The following is a 15,776-nucleotide window of genomic DNA, read 5'->3' as shown; positions in this document are numbered from 1 at the left end:
GGACCTGCCGAAGCAGAGCTACGATGTCGAGAAGGCCAAGCAGTTGCTGGACGAGGCCGGCTGGGTTGCGGGCGCTGGCGGCATTCGCGAGAAGGATGGCGTGCGGCTCTCCTTCACCAACTCCACGACTTCGGGCAACCATCTGCGTGAGCAGGCCCAGCAGTTCATTCAGCAGTCGCTTGCCGAGGTCGGAATCGAGATGAAGATCTCGAATCTGCCGCCCGCTGTCATGTGGGGCGAATTCTGGACGCAGTCGCAGTTCGACACCGCCATGGTCGGCGTGATCTTCATGATCGGCGCCGATCCGGACGTCACCTATCGCTTCCATTCCGAGGCCATCCCGGCGCAGGGCGGACGCGGTGCCAACACCGGGCAGTACAAGAATCCGGAGGTGGATGCGCTTCTGGAAGAGGGTGGAAAGACCTTCGACCAGGAGAAGCGCAAGGCGATATACCGCGAGGTGCAGGCGAAGATCCGCACTGACCTTCCGTTCCTGCCGCTGTTCCAGAACATGACGGTGCGCGGGCGTGACGCACGTATCGAAGGCGTAGAACCCAATATCAATACCCGCATCGATACCTGGAATACCGGCTCCTACTACTGGGCGAGCTAAAGCGGTGATCGGTGGCGGCGGGCGTAAAACACTGCCGCCACCTTGAATGTCTCAACACAAGCAGGAAGCAGACCATGGCGGGATATCTTCTCAATCGCCTGTGGCAGAGCATCGTTCTTCTGGTGATCGTCTCGATCATCGGTTTTGCCGTGCTCAACCTCACCCCGGGCGGCCCATTGTCCCAGTTCGCCCTGACCCCTGGCATGACGCAGGAAGCAATGGACCGCATCGCCGAGCAGATGGGTCTGAACCGGCCCCTGCCGGTGCAGTATCTCGACTGGGGCTGGCGCCTCCTGCAGGGTGATTGGGGAACGTCCTACCGGGACGGTCAGCCGGTGCTGGACGTCATCGGTCGTCACATCACCGCGACGCTTCTTCTGATGGGAACATCGACCGCCTTTTCCATCGCGATCGGAACCTGGATCGGTATCCACGGCGCGACGCGACCCTATTCGATCTTCGACTATACGGTGACGATCGGCGCCATGGTGGCGCTGTCGATTCCGACCTTCTGGTTCGGGCTCGTCGGCATCTACATCTTTACCCTGGAGCTCGGATGGCTGCCGGCTGGCAATATGTACACGATCGGGGATGGGTCGGTCTTGAATTACCTGCACCACCTCATCATGCCGAGCCTGGTTCTGTCGCTGGTCAACGTCGCGGTCTGGAGCCGTTACATGCGTACGGCGACGCTCGACGTGATCAACCAAGAGTTCGTCAAGACGGCACGCGCCAAGGGGCTGACGGAACGCCGGGTACTGATGAAGCATGTTGTCGGCAACGCCATGGTGCCGATGATCACGCTGGCCGGCATGCAGTTGCCAAGCATTCTGGGCGGAGCGCTCGTCACCGAAACCGTCTTCACCTGGCCGGGAATGGGGCGCCTCTTTCTCGACAGCCTCGGTTACAGCGACTATCCAGTGGTGATGGGACTGCTCATGGTCTCGGCCATTCTCGTGCTGCTCGGCAGCCTCATCGCCGATCTTCTCGTGGCCCTCGTCGACCCGCGCATCAGGGTCAGCTGATGTCGATCGATTTGCCAGAAGCAGGAAAAATACCCATGAGCGCTCTCGCCATCCCCGCCCAAACGCCCTGGTGGCGTAGCCGTGGCGTCCGTCGGTTTGCACGCCACCGCCTGGCCATCATCGGCCTCGTGATGATCACCTTGCTGACGTTAGCCTGCATCGTCGGACCTTATCTTCTGCCTTACGACTCGCTCTACATCGATCTGCGGGCCCGTTTTGCGCCGCCGCTGACCGGCTACCATTTCCTCGGCACCGATCCGCTGGGACGTGATGTTGCCGCGCGTCTTCTGGAGGCGGGGCGCATATCGCTGCTTGTCGGCTTCTTCGCCATGCTGTTGTCGACGATGATCGGAACGTTGATCGGCGTCGTCTCGGGGTATTATCGCGGTGCCGTCGGCGCGACACTCATGCGTATCGTTGACGCCTTCCTGTCGTTCCCGTCGATCTTCCTGCTGCTGGCGCTCGCGGCCCTTCTGCAGCCCACCCCGATCATGATCACCATCATCATCGCGCTCACCAGCTGGATGGAGGTTGCGCGTATCGTCGAGGCGGAAGTGCGCTCGTTGCGTGAACGCGATTTCGTGCAGGCAAGCCGGATGATGGGTCTGAGCAGCGCGCACATCATGTTTCGGGAAATCCTGCCCAATGCCATCGGACCGATCATCGTGGCCGCAACCCTGACGGTGGCCCGCGCGATCCTCCTGGAGGCCTACGTCAGCTTCCTCGGCTACGGCATCCAGCCGCCGCTGCCGAGCTGGGGCAACATGCTGAACGGCGCGCAGCAGTATCTGTCGACGGCGCCGTGGCTCGCGATCATCCCGGGCATCACCATCACGATCGCCGTGACGAGCTTTAACTTCATCGGCGACGGCCTGCGCGATGCGCTCGATGTCCGCAGCGACCACATGTGAGACGCTTATGGTTCTCCTTGCCAATATCGACGCCGTGCGTGGTCAGCGGCTGAAGCAGCGCTTCAACGAGGTTGCTCCGGAACAGGTCCTCGTCCTGCCGGACGACGGTTTCGAGAAGAAGGACATCCGCTATCTCCTCACCTGGAAGATCCCCGAGGACCTGGCCGACTTCATCAATCTCGAGATCATCTTCTCGGTGGGCGCGGGCGTCGATCAGTTCGTGGGCACAGGCGTTCCGGAAGGCGTGACGCTGGTGCGGCTGATTGATCCGGGGCTCACGGCGATGATGCAGGAATATGTGACGATGGCCGTTTTAAGCCTTCATCGCGATCTGCCGGCCTATGTCGCCCAGCAGGAGCAGTCCGTCTGGAGACAGGTATCCCTCCCGCCGCCGGCCAGCGAGCGCCGGGTCGGGGTGATGGGGCTCGGAGAACTGGGAAAGGGCGCTCTCGCTGCCCTCGCAAACTTCGGTTTTCGGCTTTCCGGTTGGGCCCGCAGCCCGCACCGGATCGCAGGCGTCGACTGCTTCCACGACGCAGACGGCTTGCAGCGCTTCCTGCCGTCGGTCGATATCCTGGTCTGCCTGCTGCCGCTCACCAACGAAACCCGCAGCATTCTGAACAGGGACCTGTTCGATCGCCTGCCCGCGGGAGCGTCGCTGGTCCACGCCGGCCGCGGCCAGCATCTGCAGCACGATGATCTTCTGTCGGCCCTAGAGAGCGGGCAACTCCGCTCCGCTTTCCTCGACGTGGTCGATCCGGAACCTCTGCCCGACACACACCCGTTCTGGCGGCATCCCAAGATCATCCTGACACCGCACGTTGCCTGCATGACTCGCGTGGAGATGCTGGCAACCGCGATCGCAAGCAATCTGTACCGTCACCGAGCGGGGAGCCCGATGGCAGGTGTCGTGGCCGTGGAGCGCGGGTACTAGCGACGGCTCAGTGCTTCATCCTGGTCGACTTTGGGTTGGCGCGGTGTGGCCGCGTAAACTTCCAGCAGGAGCGACAATTTTTCGAACCTCATCAGGATCGCTTATGACGAATATGAGAGAGGAGAGGTCGAATGACAGTTGGCGGAGCATCTGCCACGAACCAAAATGGCAGATTACGGCCCTCACATGTGGAAATGATTTCCGCTACGCGCCCCCCGATTTCGGTCACACACATCGTTTCCAAACGAGCCTGAAAGCGGACGTCCTGACGTCACGTCGCCAATGCGCCGTCATACCTGCCGTTCGGTGATCTGCGATGTCTACCCAATAGCCGCCATCCCGGTGGACGCCTCTAGCCGTATGCCGAGGAATGGTCGGAATCGATGTGTGGGCCGCGGGGCCGCGGGCCCGCGCGCCGATCCGTCGCGCCCCTCCCGGTCCTTGGGGCCCTTTCAATGCGCGTTCATGAGCACCACGGCCCCAGATGGCGGGAAATGCCAGCCGCGAGTTGCCAGCTCGATCCGACCCTGATTTCCAATCCGACAGGAGCGCTACTCGGCCACGGCTTGCGGCTCGAGGGGGATGCCGTTTTGCCGGAGCCAATCTATGACCTCGTGGCGTTCGGTCAGTGCCCGGTCGTTGAGAACTGAGCGCTGGTAGCCGAAATAGAAAGTCTGAAAGGTTTTGCCACCGGTTTCCGCCAACGGCGACGCTCCGGCATTGAGCAGGATGAGGATCGCCTTGCCGTTGTTAGTGCGGGCAGCGGTGTGCAGTGGTGTGCCGCCATTCGGATCGGCTAAACCTGGATCCGCCCCGGCAGCCAAGAGCCTCTCAATTTTCTCGAGGGGGTGAGATCTCGCCAGGATAGCATCAACCAGCGGGGTTGTGCCCGCCAGTCCTCGCGCGTTCGGATCCCCACCATGGGCAAGGACGACATCGAGAAGCCTCGGATCGTCGGCAAAGGCGGCGCGGTGCACGGCAGTCTTGCCACCTGGGTCTATCCAGTTCGGGTCGGCACCGGCGGCGAGTAGGGCTTCCACCTCGGCCAGGTTCTCGGCGGTCAGGGCTTCCTGCAAACTGGCGGAAAGCTCCGCTGACGTTTTGGACATAAGCGGTGTTGCGGCTTCCTGCTGGCCGGGAGTGGCCGTCGCCATCCACGCCAAGGCCAATATCACCATCAAGGCAGCGAGCGCTCGGCTCCTTCTTCCGGTCATGACCATTCCCTCTGGTTGGGTGGTTGAACATTTCAGGCTCGGTCGGCCAGCACGGCCTGCAGCCAGTCAAGCCGCTCCTGGGTCAATTCCAGCCAGCAATCGGCCTGCATCACGGCCGCGAAGCTGCCGTCGCCCCACAATGTCGCTGCCGCGCTACAGGTTGACTGCCGATAGGTGTGCCAGTCCCGCTGTGCGGCGTCCAACGCGAAGGCCTGCTCAGACGACATCAGCGGTCGGTGTTCCGCCAGCAGCGCGTCCATCGCGGATTGGGCCTGGTCGCTGGCGATGCCGATGCATGCGAGCATGGACACCGTCACGCCGCTTTGCGCCATGCAGGCATCGCAACCGTCATCCGCCGCTTGAGCAAAGCCAAGGCCAGCAACACATGCGAGAAGGACGGCGATGAACAGCTTCATTGCAAATTCCCTGATGCGGGCAAGAGGCTACCGATACATAGTGGACGATCAAACGCCGGGTTTTCTTGGTGCGACCTCGATCTTAGTGCGACCGATGGGAACGGGGTGCTACTCGGATGTGGCCGATGCCGCTGTGCTCGACGGTAACTGTCAACCCGGTAACTAGCCGATCAGGCGATCCTGATGCCCGTTCCTGCGGCAGGTATCGATGAACTCCATTGCCGAAGCTGGATTGTCGCGAAAGCGCGTGAACTCCTCGGCGTCGATGCAATAGTATGCCTCGTATTGAGCAAGATGATGCACCCCGTCCTTGGTGATGAGCGTGGACAAGTAGTGCGAGCCGGTTTTTTCATCGACGCCCAGGCTGAACTGGTGCTCGCGATTGATGAACAGGTCGGTGAAGTGGCTGACCATCGCTCTCTCCTCAAGTGTCTATCGCTCATCACAACCCCGATAAACCCCGTCCGTGGATTGTGCGCACCCGGTTGCGTCGCCGTCATGGCGAACGAGTGGCGGTCGACTCTGGACGAGGTTCGTTGCGCCCGATGGGGCCGAACGCGGCGGTGCCGGATGGCTCTTGGAGGCACGCGGTGCTAAAGTAGCCCACGATGTAGCGTCTAGGATGAGGGGCAAAGCCGGAATCAAGACTGTGGCTATTTCCTGTCACGGGGTCGACGGATGCAATGTTGATGCCATCATTGTCCAGCAGGCGATTTCGAGTGATCGCCCAACCCCGCGCCCGCCAGTCGTCGAGCACTGCGACAAGCACGCGATCCGCGTTATCCTGTTCGGCGACGAGCCGCGTGCCGATCCAGACGGCATAGATATCGTCGCGCATTTCGCCTTTTGCGCCCTCGCATCGGTTGATCCTCATTTCGAAGTGCTCGCGCTCGACCGGGAGGGTGGCGATCATCGCCTCCACATGCTCGGCAAACGCGATCGCGGCCTGCCGGCTGTCTCGCTGAACAATTTCCGCCTGGCCGGCCGCGGCGATGACTTGCAGGCAAATCGCAATGCAGCAACCGGTCAGCCCGGCTCCGATACGCCCAAGGTGAGATGGCTCCGTCATTTGTCCTATCCTCTGTCGGTAAGCACGGCGATGGCTTGCTGATCTATAAGACGATGAGGAAGGCGCTACGCTTGGTCTCTCCTCTCGATTTCGCCTGGCAGACCAAGATCCTTGCCTTTGGTGGCGTCTCACATCTGAGGCTCCATGGAGACCAGTCCATGGCCGCATTGCACCCGATAGCCTGGCCCTCTCGTGGACACGCGGTACCCTTTCCGGTTGCTGATCGAGCATGATGTTTGTCAGTTCCGGCCGCATCACATTACGTCGGAGAAGACCGATGAGAAAGCATCTCGGCAGAGTGGCAGCAGCATTGCTGCTGTGGAACGTAGCAATTGTGAGCGGAGCCGTAGCCGCCTCCCCACCTTCGGTGACGGGCGGGCTTGTCACGACCGCCCTGACGCGACTGCCCCCGCCGCCGCGGCCGGTCGAGCCCGGGTCCTGCAACCATCTGACGATCCAGCCCCAAACAGCAGGTGGGAGAGTGGCCAGTGCGCTTGGCTGGGCGGTGACGGGAGAGGTCTCCATGTCTGGCATGGACGTGGTGAGCTTCGTTGGTGGCTTCGAGCCTGGCACCAGCGGCTCTTGCCGGATGACAGACGGCAATGTGGGTGTCTTCGACGACGACCAGTTGCGCTGGCTGGTCTATGGCAAAAAGAGCGAAAGCTCACGCATTGGCACCGTCCATGCCTTTGAGAAGTCTGCTATCCGGATCTGGAGTGGCGACTATCTTCCCCAGCCTCTCGCCGACATGCGCATTGGCACCAGCGGCGGGGTTTCCCTTGGCAGCCTAGCCCCGGTCGAGCGGTTTTGCGATGGCAAGGCAACGGTGCCCAACATCTACGGAATTCCGATTGCCGAAGCACGCGAGGCATTGGCATCCGCCGGGTGGGGACCGGTTCTGGGCATCGGGCCGGACGAGCCGGCGGACGTGCGGAGCGCGCAACTGAAAGCGGCGGGCATTTACGAGGTGCAGTTCTGCTCGGGAACTGGGCTTGGTTATTGCAGCTTTGGGTACGCCGGCCAGTTCGCTGAATTGTCGGTCGTCACGGTGGGCGAAGGCAAGCCCTCGTCCAGCCCGCAGGTCGCCCGCTACAGCGTCTCGTGCGCCATTCCGGATTAGGCGGCAGGCGCCGCTCGGGCCGCCGCTATTTGGGGCAACGTCCTCAGGCCGCGATTTCTACCGCGCTCCTTGAGCGCTGCATAATAGCTGTGGTGGTAGGTAAGACGCACGTCCCTGTGCCCCTATTGGGGGCTGTCGGCATTTTTGGGTGTCGAGATCTCCCAAGGCTTGGCCGCGTCATGCTCGGGACAGCCTTTTGGACTCAATAAGGGACCACCAACCAAGAACACGCTACAGGAAGCGTCTTACCAGAGAAGGATGGAGATTGGGATGAGCGCACCTGGAGACACCACACCGGTCGTGTTGGGCGTGACGCTGCCGTCAGCCGCGACTTGGATGACAATATTCTTAGGCCTGTACGCGATCTATGTCATCATTGCGATTGGCTCGCACATTTATTGGCGCGCCGTCGCCAACGAACAGTTCGCCGACCCGTCGAGACGCGAGCACATGAACCTTGGGGTTACCGCCGGGCCATTATCCAACCAGTACAAAGCCATGGTCGAACGCCTCGCGGAACCGGCCAGGGGTACGGCCCGCCGTTGGCATACCTGGCTTCTGGGCTACTTCCTGGTTGTCACCGCCGCAGCGGCGGTGATCCTCAGCCTCTACGCCGCCTTTGTGGTGTGACAATAGACAGGTGTCCTTGGCGGAGAGAGGCACCAGCATGGATCGAGTGTCCCTTGGGTCGGTCGCGACCCATCTTAGGGTGCCGTCATGCTGGGACCTTGCGATATGGCCGAGTTCGGATCGATAGGGGAATTCGTGCGCCGGTGCTGATCTACTTTTCTTTTTACACGCTCGTGTTCCACTGGCCAAGCGTCCGGCCTGGGCCGCAGCGCCGGTGTTCGCGCCCATCAGCTACCTCTTACTTCGGGCAGACCAGAAGGCAAAAGCGCGCGTGATTGACCGCGGAAAATTGAGGTTGCTGACCAAACTCGGCGGTTCGCCGCACGTCATATCATCGACCCATCTTTGAGGAGGCCCCTCATGCGTATCCTGGCCATTTCAGCTGCAGTGGTTTTGGCCGCTGCTCTTCCTGTTGGTGCTGCCGATACGTGCGCGCTACGAAAGGCCTTCGGTCACGTACCGGAAGCCGTCCTGGCCTGCCCGCAGCCCGAGCTGGCGCAGTTCATTGATATGAGTGTGCTACGTGGCCTGGCCGGCGCGGACTTGAGGCGTCGGTCCGTGTCCGGCGCAGCGGTTGGCCATGATCGGACCTGGCAGGCAGCAGCCATCGATAAGGCCGTGGAGCAGCATGTCGATAACCTGCCCAAGGGCTGCGACGTCCCGGACGATCCCATTGCGCCGCTGGCGATCCACGACCTGCCGATCGGCGAGGATACCGCTGCCCGAGAGGCTCTTTTGCTGAAACTGCCCTGCAAGGGCGAGATTTCGGTTTACCTGCTCAGCGATGATGAGGGGACTGTATCTGAAATCCGGTTGTTGACGCCCTTTGTCGCGAACATGGGGGAAGTCGACCCTGACTCTGGTCCCGCACGTGATCAGGTGCGGATCGACTGGCACGAGACCCGGCACGTGAGCCAACCGGACTATGACGAAGACCGTCGTGTTCTGTCGTCAAGGGTCCAATGGCCAGGAGAAGATGGCAGCTACAGCGCCGCTCTCTGGGGTTTCAGAGATGGCCGGTTTCAGCTGATGCAGTTTGCCGTGGACGCCAATCGCAACGGACAGGACGACCCGGAAATCTTGTTCAAGAGTCAGTTGTGGTAGGCCCGCAACCATTGCCGTTTGTGAGGCTAGGATTAGGCAACTCTACGCGCGTGACGATGATCGCTTTCGCCGCCGCCATCACCCTCGTCGGCGCAATGCCGGCGCTGGCTCAGGAGATCTGCCAGGCCCCATAGTCTTCCAAGCCCAGCAGTTCGAACTTGCCTGGAGCTCGCAGCCCTCCAAAACCTATGTCAAACACGAATGTGTACCGGCAGGCCAAGATGTCGCAACCTTTCAAGACATGTTTCTTGCCGAGGCAGTTGCGGGCCGCTGACTCCCTTGGAGGCAGCCCGAAGCCAGATACAGTCGCCGGAGGCGCGCCGCGGTTCGGACCCGGTGCTTAAATTACGAGCTGCTGGACCGCCCACCGCACTGGGGCAGTAACGCAGCGGCGCCACGATGTTTGCTCGCTTCAAGGCACTCTTCTTGCGCTGCTTGTCGGTCTGCTCCCCTTCGCCGCCTTCTTCGGCACGTCCAGCACGGTGACGATCAACGGCGTGGTCGCTCGTGAGGAGCAGTTCGATCTCCTGGGCCTGGTCTGCGCCTTTGTCGGACTTGGTATCGTCTTGGCCGTGCTTCGCCCGTCGGCCCCACGCGACCTGGCCCGCCGGATTCTCGCCGTCTTGGCAGGCGCGGTCTGCCTGCTTCAACTTGCTGGTTCAATGTCGCTGATCGACATGTTGGCGATCCTGCGGAATGGCTATGTTGCGATGGAGTGGTAGGCCTGATCCGCCAGCTCACTCCTCCGATCCTCGGCCGGTCTGATACTCTTGCCGTGGGCCGTCGCATCGCCCCAGGAGGTTGCGCTCCCGGCTGGCGTCATAAGGAGAGCCCAGCGTTTCAATGATCTCGCCGCTGGCCGTTTCGTAGGCGTAGTAATTGATGCCCTGGCAATAGCCGGTGCTTTGGGTTGGTCGCAGGCAGCGGAGGTAGCGGCTGCCTGCGACCTCGGCAGCTTCGACGCTGCACGCGAACCCATTCTCATCGAGAAGAGCCTGCCGGTCGCTCAGGGCCATATCAGCAGGCAGATACTGTGAGAAAACGGCTGTCAATTCTGACGCATCGGGTGATGCCCTCAGCAGCGCCTGGCTGAGTCCACCTGTTGCCACCAGGTCTTCGCGGGTGCCCAGATAGAGGCCGGTTCCGCTGAGCCCCACCACCATAACGATCGCCATTGCCACAATTATCTTGCGCATGAATGCCCCTTTATTCTTGCCAATAAGGGCTGCTCAACACAAGTCTTGATCCAGTGTCTCGCGCCTTGATCAGCAGCCGCCGACGATCCTACCCACCCTGAGTACGCCGTCCGAGAACCGCGCTTCAACCATGACACAACCCTGGAGGTATTCGCCTCGGACGCGTGCGAGATCTGCTTCCTTACCCGTCATCGGCGGAGGCGTAGGGCCACTCCAGATCAGATTGCTCGGCTGAGCCGCCTGGTCCGCAGGCCATACCCCATTCCACGGACACGGTTGGCCGTAGCATTGGATACCCGTACGGCCCACCTTGAGCGGGGTCGGGGGCGCGCTGGTGATTGCCGCTGCTCCACCGGTTGCGGTCAAAATGGCTAAAGCGGCGAGCAGCGTGGATTTGCGGCTGGTCATCATGGGCACCTCGTGTCTGTCATCCGTAAGACGACGCGAGGGCGACCATTCTTGGCCAGATCAGTCAGAAGCTCCCGTAGCCGCCAGACGGTCCCGCACATCCTGCGCGTCTGCAGCGTCCCATATGATGCGGCTGAGCGTCGGTGAGAGGGTAAAGCCGAACTGTTCCTCGACGAAGGCATCCCAGCGCTGCAGGTCCCCGAAGCCCGACCGCACGGACAAGACTTGCTGGCCGTTCCAGGCGGTCAGTACCGCGTCTGTCACGCTGATGGCCTCCTGGACTCCCTTGTTGCCAGACAGGAGCTGCTGCTCAAGCCCCTTGTCGTCGACCAGGTACACGCCAAAACGGTCTTCGACATTGCGAACGCCCAGTTGAAGATCACCGAAAGTGGCCGGCTCAAGCGGCGCGATCATGTCGAGATCGGGAGGCCGCATGCCCCGTGTCTCCTGCATATCCGTGCGAAAAGTTTCCGCTGGCAAGGGAACCGAGCCCGGTGGCACGGCGGCTATGAAGGTTGGCGAGAGCGAAAAGGCTATGATGCCCGCCGCCGTGACAAGACCTGCACCGAGTATGGCTTCCATCCAGGTCCCGCCGAAGAACTGACGCCGGAAGGCCGCGGCCTCGTCGGTCGATTTGACCGGTTGCCGCGTGAACAGCTGTTGCGCGGCCGCGATAGTCTCGGTCATCCGGTCCTGGGAAGGCTCGGGTATGCGGTCGGGAGGAAGGTTCATGAGCGGGTCGGTTGGCATGGGATTGATCATAGCAATTCTTTCAATGCCTTGCGTGCATTATGCAGGTGCCACGCAACTGTGACCTTCTGGCAGGACATAATACGCGCCGCTTCCTCCTGGCTCAGGCCTTCGCCGTGAACGAGGATCACCGCATTCCGCTGCTTTTCCGGCAGAGTTCGGATGGTGTTCCAGATATCGTCGAGTTGCCGCCCCGCTTCCTGTTCGGATTCGGCATAGTCCGGCGCGAAGACTGCTGCCCCGTCGGCCAGATTCTGACGGCGCTTCTGGGACCGCTGCAAATCTCGAGCCGCGTTGATGGTGATCCGGTAAAGCCAACTGGTAAAACTGGCTCGCCAGTTGAAGCTCGAGAGGGACGTCGCTAGCCGCATGCACACGGTCTGCGTGACGTCCTCTGCATCGCTTCTGTGCCCCAGAACCCGGAACGCCACACGAAATATGAATCGGTACTGCTCGGTGATCAGTATGTTGAAGGCGTGCTGGTCGCCGTTTTGTGCGCGCCGCACTAGGTCATCCACGTCGCCCTGGGCCGCTACAGCCGCTTTGTCCAGCACCATCCGTGTCAGTCACCCAATCCCGTAGACTAAGTTCGTGGCATAATAGGCGATGCGGGGAGGATGCAAACCCAAATAATTGCGGCAGCTGAATATTCTGGGGCATGCTGCGGGTTCGGCGGTCTGTAAATTCAGCTTCGTAGCTGGCTTAGTTGCCCAGCCATGATTGCGGGCGGAACAGCTTGCCGAACCGCGGCGGCGTCGCTTGTGCGACAGCCCTGATCTCATGCGATTACGAGCGTTAGCACCTGATGCATGGGCCCGGTCCGAGCCCAAGGGCTACTGTACCATTTGTGCGGCCTTCTGGCCAAGCCGGTAGGCTTCCTGGCTGAGCCATTGATTGGCAGCACTCTGGCCATGGCTTTTCACGCGCCGCTCGTATTCGGGCCGCAGTCGCTCCATGTATTGCGCCTTGAGCGCTTCAACTTCGGATGCCCTGTCGTCAGACTGCTGCTGCTGTGGATGCCCGGCATTGTTGTTCGGGGCGGTCTGCTGCTGCAATAGTTGGTGTTGATGTTGTTGGAACGCGAATCCGCCAGCATCAAACGCCAACGCCGGGGAGGTCAACGCTGCCGAGGCAGCCAGCAGGATCAGTATGGGATGTCGCATCTGAATCTCCCGTTTGGTCTGTTCACCCTATTGGACGCCCGGAACCTCAGTAGTCTTGGTCGGTTGTCGGCGTCGAAGCGCGATCCGTCCTTTGCCACGGCATCGGACACGTGGAGGCCATCGCGACCAGGCGATCCTTCCGGTATCAGAAGATTGATTTGCTGTCACTCAGACCTGCCGATCTGGAGGACTTCGAAGTGTCGGCGAAATCGTATGAAAGCATCGAAGGTGGGATTGCTGAGGTCGTCCGTGCTGCTGCCAGTCACATTGAGGGTGGCGGCGCAGAGACCGCTCGATGCCTGGATAGCTGCGTGTTTTATGTCACCCTCCCTGTCCTCCCGCATAATTTCGACCCAACGGTCAGCCATTTGCGCGGCAGCGCGCTCGGCAGTAGCGCAGTCGGAATATGCAAGTGAGATCAAGACGCTTGGCTGCCCCCCCTGAGCGTCAGCGATGAATCCGCCGAGGTAGGAAGGAAGGCCTTCGGTTCCGGGCTCCAGTTCGGCTTCGAGCTTCTCGCGCATTGCGTCCAGGGTTGGCCGCCCATTGAGCAGCATCTCTCGGTCTTCGCCGCCCAAGCCCATGAGCGGCGTTATCAGCATGGCCTGTACTAGCGTCGAATCTCCGAGCGCCGCCTCGATACCACCCAGGGCCGCATCCACGGCTTCATTCTCGGCCATAGTGGGTTCATCACGGAGCGTCGCCTCAACGAGCGCCGGAGCTATCGCCTGAATAATTGCATCGCCCTTGGCTGCAATGAAAGACGTATCGCGGCCGGCATGTCGCCAAGGGTCGAAAGGCTCCACCTTGGCAGGCTTGCTACCCCTGAGCATACCTTCGGTTCCGACAGGATCGAAGTCGGCCGCGTCGAGAGCTCCGATCGTGGATGCGACAGCATCCTCGTTGGCAAGGCCCCAGATGACAGGCTGAAGGCTGAACGCTGCGAGATAACGGACATCTGCCAGATTTACGAAAGACCTTTCGGCCCAGTAGTCGAAGTCGCGAGCCTTAAGCGCGGCAAAGTGCGGCAGTGCGTCCACCAATACCGCCCGTGCCACCACCTTCGGGTGAAGACGCTCTCCCCCCCCGAGCGTGCTTAAGGCCGCCACGTCCACGAAGCTGAGTTGAACGGAGGTGGGATAATTCAGCAAGAGACCTGGCAAGTTTGTCAAAGCATCCCCAATAGGTTCAACACCTTGAGCATGGGCGGCAACGCTGGCCGCCATGGAGATGGCAAGGGAGATAGAAATGCGCATCACGGGGTCTCCTGAGTTTCCGATTAGTTAGACGCATGTGCCTGCCGCAGAATTGGTGAGAAGCGTTCGCCATCGCAACGACTGGCTGGTGCGCGTCCCCCTCAATCTCCGCGCTGCCTGCACGAGCACCAAGCGCTTCAGCCAAATAGGCAGTTTTGTAGTGATCACCGCATGCCGGATGGCTGCTTCAGGACGTGGCCCAACCAAAAGCCGCCAGTCCGTTACCGGCCCCATGCCGGTCATCTCAGGAAGCAAGCTGTTGCCTAGACCCGATGAAAATATGAGCCACCTGAACGGTGGGGCCGGCGGTCTGATTCCTTTCCGAGCGTCGGTACCAGTTAAAATTCGCAACTGAAAGTCCTGAGTGTCGTAGACGCGGCCCGGCCTGATCTGGTGATCGTTGATGCCTCACGGTGCCGTAGATGTAGGGGCGGCCCCGTGTTTGCAGCCCTGCAAGAACCGCAATCATCTTCCTCCTAAGCAAAACCTCTCCCAGTCCAGCATCATCGACCGCCGCTGGTCCAGAAGGTCGGTTCGATGATAGGCAGCCTCGACCGCATTCCTTACGGTATGGGCCAACGCCCGTTCGGCCAGATCACGCGGATAGCCGTTCTCCGATGCCCAGTCGCGAAAGCTCGATCGGAAACCATGGGCAGTCGCATTTCTTCCAGGGGTATCGCTCTGAACATTATGATCGTGCAGGAACTTCGTTAAAGCCATATCGGTGACTGGCTTCTTCGTCCGAGACTGGAATACCAGTCCTTCGCCGCTATCTGATTGTTCCAGCCGTTCTTCAAGGATCTCGATAGCTCGCGGCCCCAGCGGCACGCGATGAGCAACCTTAGCCTTCATCCTAGGTGCAGGCACCGTCCAGACAGCATGAGAGAAGTCGATCTCCTGCCATTCCATATGCCGGAGCTCGCCGGAGCGGCAGGCGGTCAGGATCACGAGCTCGAGCATTTGACGGGTGATATTCGCTTCACCGCCCTGCAGAACCTCACTGAAAAAAATCGGCAGCGACCTCCAGGGCAGGGCAGGTTGGTGTTGCACCCGCTCGCGTTTTCCTGGCTGCTTTGGCAATAGCTTGTCGACCACGCCGACGGGGCTTGCCACGATAAAGCCGTTCGCGGCAGCCCAGTTCATGACGGCATCACAACGCTGTTTCACCCGCGATGCGGTCTCCGGCTTCTCGAGCCAGATGGGCTTGAGACAGGCTGCAAAGTCGGCCGGGCTGAGTTCGTTGACTCGCGTCTTGCCAATCTTCGGGAAAATGAACCTCTCAAGCGTACTGATCCATTGATCCCTGTGCTTCCCATTGCGGAAGCCCTCCGCCTTGTCCGCGTAGTGCTGGCGTGCGGCATCTGCGAAGGTTGGCACCATAGCCAGCCTTGCGGACTCCCGCGCCTGCTTGCGGCGAACTTCCAGAGGGTCATTGCCATCATCGATGACGCTACGCGCCTCGAAGGCCTTCACCCGCGCGTCTCGAATAGATGTCGTCGGATAGCTTCCAAGCCCCATTTCGCGGCGTCTGCCAGTAACAGGCGAGAGAAAACGCAGGATCCATTTTCCGCTGCCGGGGCTTCCACCGGGCACTAGGTAAAGCCCGACAATGGTACCGTCGGACAGAGGTTTATCAGTGGGTTTGACCTTCCGGGCTTTAGCATCGCTCAGCATGTTTCTGCATCCTTCATGCACTTCATGAAGGTTTGCTAGCCCGCCACTCAGCCCGCCACAAGAGCCGAGATTTGCTGCTACGAGATGGTACGGAATGTTATGTGGAAGAGCGACAAAGAGGACAAATACACAGCAATTACATTACGATATTGGATGTTCTGAGTTCGTATGGGTCTGTCGCAAAAGCGGCCATCCTCTCCGCCATCACCTTAGTGTTCAGCCTGGAGACATCGGTAACAGATTGTTCCTAAGACATGGGTGACAACCTCGTGCCGAACGGGTTGTCGATGGTT

At 60.7% G+C, this 15,776-nt stretch carries 18 protein-coding genes; 8 read left to right on the top strand and 10 right to left on the bottom strand.

Going from position 1 to position 15,776, the window contains the following annotated elements; all coding sequences use genetic code 11:
- The 4 genes from FN060_RS22920 to FN060_RS22905 form a co-directional block, all read left to right on the top strand.
- The coding region (locus tag FN060_RS22920; protein ID WP_244665936.1) for an ABC transporter substrate-binding protein at nt 1-613 on the top strand (613 nt) is incomplete at its 5' end.
- Between the two features lie 74 nt (nt 614-687).
- Nucleotides 688-1,638: an ABC transporter permease gene (locus FN060_RS22915; RefSeq protein ID WP_142523068.1), complete on the top strand. Its 951-nt coding sequence runs from the start codon at nt 688-690 to the stop codon at nt 1,636-1,638.
- Nucleotides 1,639-1,673: 35 nt separating this feature from the next.
- Nucleotides 1,674-2,549 carry an ABC transporter permease gene (locus FN060_RS22910; RefSeq protein WP_142523069.1) on the top strand — a complete coding sequence of 292 codons (876 nt, stop codon included), beginning with the start codon at nt 1,674-1,676 and terminating at the stop codon, nt 2,547-2,549.
- Between the two features lie 7 nt (nt 2,550-2,556).
- The gene (locus FN060_RS22905; RefSeq protein ID WP_142590196.1) at nt 2,557-3,483 is read left to right on the top strand and encodes a 2-hydroxyacid dehydrogenase; all 927 of its coding nucleotides are present in this window, start codon (nt 2,557-2,559) and stop codon (nt 3,481-3,483) included.
- A gap of 551 nt (nt 3,484-4,034) precedes the next feature.
- Here the strand turns inward: FN060_RS22905 and FN060_RS22900 are convergent.
- The 4 genes from FN060_RS22900 to FN060_RS22885 form a co-directional block, all read right to left on the bottom strand.
- Complete coding sequence (locus tag FN060_RS22900) at nt 4,035-4,703, bottom strand: ankyrin repeat domain-containing protein (RefSeq protein WP_142590195.1); 669 nt, start codon at nt 4,701-4,703, stop codon at nt 4,035-4,037.
- Between the two features lie 26 nt (nt 4,704-4,729).
- The gene (locus tag FN060_RS22895) at nt 4,730-5,113 is read right to left on the bottom strand and encodes a lysozyme inhibitor LprI family protein (RefSeq protein ID WP_142590194.1); all 384 of its coding nucleotides are present in this window, start codon (nt 5,111-5,113) and stop codon (nt 4,730-4,732) included.
- 162 nt (nt 5,114-5,275) lie between these two features.
- Nucleotides 5,276-5,527: a hypothetical protein gene (locus FN060_RS22890; RefSeq protein ID WP_142590193.1), complete on the bottom strand. Its 252-nt coding sequence runs from the start codon at nt 5,525-5,527 to the stop codon at nt 5,276-5,278.
- Nucleotides 5,528-5,609: 82 nt separating this feature from the next.
- Nucleotides 5,610-6,182, bottom strand: a complete 573-nt coding sequence (locus FN060_RS22885; protein WP_142590192.1) for a hypothetical protein — start codon at nt 6,180-6,182, stop codon at nt 5,610-5,612.
- A gap of 277 nt (nt 6,183-6,459) precedes the next feature.
- Between FN060_RS22885 and FN060_RS22880 the strand changes: the two genes are divergently transcribed.
- From FN060_RS22880 to FN060_RS22865, 4 genes are all read left to right on the top strand, one after another.
- Entirely contained in the window at nt 6,460-7,302 is an 843-nt protein-coding gene (locus FN060_RS22880; protein WP_142590191.1) for a hypothetical protein, read from the top strand.
- A 270-nt stretch (nt 7,303-7,572) separates the two neighbouring features.
- On the top strand, nt 7,573-7,932 hold the full coding sequence (locus tag FN060_RS22875; RefSeq protein ID WP_142590190.1) for a hypothetical protein: 360 nt from the start codon (nt 7,573-7,575) through the stop codon (nt 7,930-7,932).
- Between the two features lie 360 nt (nt 7,933-8,292).
- The gene (locus FN060_RS22870; RefSeq protein WP_142590189.1) at nt 8,293-9,036 is read left to right on the top strand and encodes a hypothetical protein; all 744 of its coding nucleotides are present in this window, start codon (nt 8,293-8,295) and stop codon (nt 9,034-9,036) included.
- Between the two features lie 482 nt (nt 9,037-9,518).
- Nucleotides 9,519-9,758, top strand: a complete 240-nt coding sequence (locus FN060_RS22865; protein ID WP_142590188.1) for a hypothetical protein — start codon at nt 9,519-9,521, stop codon at nt 9,756-9,758.
- A gap of 15 nt (nt 9,759-9,773) precedes the next feature.
- Here the strand turns inward: FN060_RS22865 and FN060_RS22860 are convergent, their stop codons facing one another.
- The 6 genes from FN060_RS22860 to FN060_RS22835 all read right to left on the bottom strand — a co-directional run bounded on the left by FN060_RS22860 (nt 9,774) and on the right by FN060_RS22835 (nt 15,483).
- Nucleotides 9,774-10,211, bottom strand: coding sequence for a hypothetical protein (locus FN060_RS22860; RefSeq protein ID WP_142590187.1), 438 nt, complete (start codon nt 10,209-10,211; stop codon nt 9,774-9,776).
- Nucleotides 10,212-10,700: 489 nt separating this feature from the next.
- Nucleotides 10,701-11,390: a hypothetical protein gene (locus tag FN060_RS22855; RefSeq protein WP_142590186.1), complete on the bottom strand. Its 690-nt coding sequence runs from the start codon at nt 11,388-11,390 to the stop codon at nt 10,701-10,703.
- Between the two features lie 8 nt (nt 11,391-11,398).
- Nucleotides 11,399-11,947: an RNA polymerase sigma factor gene (locus FN060_RS22850; RefSeq protein ID WP_142590185.1), complete on the bottom strand. Its 549-nt coding sequence runs from the start codon at nt 11,945-11,947 to the stop codon at nt 11,399-11,401.
- Nucleotides 11,948-12,223: 276 nt separating this feature from the next.
- Nucleotides 12,224-12,553, bottom strand: a complete 330-nt coding sequence (locus FN060_RS22845; protein WP_142590184.1) for a hypothetical protein — start codon at nt 12,551-12,553, stop codon at nt 12,224-12,226.
- A 164-nt stretch (nt 12,554-12,717) separates the two neighbouring features.
- Complete coding sequence (locus FN060_RS22840) at nt 12,718-13,809, bottom strand: hypothetical protein (RefSeq protein WP_142590183.1); 1,092 nt, start codon at nt 13,807-13,809, stop codon at nt 12,718-12,720.
- 465 nt (nt 13,810-14,274) lie between these two features.
- Nucleotides 14,275-15,483 (bottom strand): tyrosine-type recombinase/integrase, encoded by a 1,209-nt coding sequence (locus FN060_RS22835; protein ID WP_142590182.1) that lies wholly within the window; start codon nt 15,481-15,483, stop codon nt 14,275-14,277.
- Nucleotides 15,484-15,776: the final 293 nt, after the last annotated feature.

Source organism: Pseudorhizobium halotolerans, from assembly GCF_902153235.2.
In the GTDB taxonomy this organism is placed as follows: Bacteria; Pseudomonadota; Alphaproteobacteria; order Rhizobiales; family Rhizobiaceae; genus Neorhizobium; species Neorhizobium flavum.
Note: the sequence above shows the minus strand (reverse complement) of the source record. Positions and strands in the feature narration are given on the sequence as shown.

Bases quoted from the DNA above. Each gene is read 5' to 3' on its own strand.
- FN060_RS22905 (WP_142590196.1), top strand. From the start codon at position 2,557: ATGGTTCTCCTTGCCAATATCGACGCCGTGCGTGGTCAGCGGCTGAAG.
- FN060_RS22840 (WP_142590183.1), bottom strand. From the start codon at position 13,809: ATGCGCATTTCTATCTCCCTTGCCATCTCCATGGCGGCCAGCGTTGCC.
- FN060_RS22890 (WP_142590193.1), bottom strand. From the start codon at position 5,527: ATGGTCAGCCACTTCACCGACCTGTTCATCAATCGCGAGCACCAGTTC.
- FN060_RS22880 (WP_142590191.1), top strand. From the start codon at position 6,460: ATGAGAAAGCATCTCGGCAGAGTGGCAGCAGCATTGCTGCTGTGGAAC.
- FN060_RS22915 (WP_142523068.1), top strand. From the start codon at position 688: ATGGCGGGATATCTTCTCAATCGCCTGTGGCAGAGCATCGTTCTTCTG.
- FN060_RS22885 (WP_142590192.1), bottom strand. From the start codon at position 6,182: ATGACGGAGCCATCTCACCTTGGGCGTATCGGAGCCGGGCTGACCGGT.
- FN060_RS22875 (WP_142590190.1), top strand. From the start codon at position 7,573: ATGAGCGCACCTGGAGACACCACACCGGTCGTGTTGGGCGTGACGCTG.
- FN060_RS22900 (WP_142590195.1), bottom strand. From the start codon at position 4,703: ATGGTCATGACCGGAAGAAGGAGCCGAGCGCTCGCTGCCTTGATGGTG.
- FN060_RS22835 (WP_142590182.1), bottom strand. From the start codon at position 15,483: ATGCTGAGCGATGCTAAAGCCCGGAAGGTCAAACCCACTGATAAACCT.
- FN060_RS22855 (WP_142590186.1), bottom strand. From the start codon at position 11,390: ATGCCAACCGACCCGCTCATGAACCTTCCTCCCGACCGCATACCCGAG.
- FN060_RS22860 (WP_142590187.1), bottom strand. From the start codon at position 10,211: ATGGCGATCGTTATGGTGGTGGGGCTCAGCGGAACCGGCCTCTATCTG.
- FN060_RS22850 (WP_142590185.1), bottom strand. From the start codon at position 11,947: ATGGTGCTGGACAAAGCGGCTGTAGCGGCCCAGGGCGACGTGGATGAC.
- FN060_RS22870 (WP_142590189.1), top strand. From the start codon at position 8,293: ATGCGTATCCTGGCCATTTCAGCTGCAGTGGTTTTGGCCGCTGCTCTT.
- FN060_RS22845 (WP_142590184.1), bottom strand. From the start codon at position 12,553: ATGCGACATCCCATACTGATCCTGCTGGCTGCCTCGGCAGCGTTGACC.
- FN060_RS22895 (WP_142590194.1), bottom strand. From the start codon at position 5,113: ATGAAGCTGTTCATCGCCGTCCTTCTCGCATGTGTTGCTGGCCTTGGC.
- FN060_RS22910 (WP_142523069.1), top strand. From the start codon at position 1,674: ATGAGCGCTCTCGCCATCCCCGCCCAAACGCCCTGGTGGCGTAGCCGT.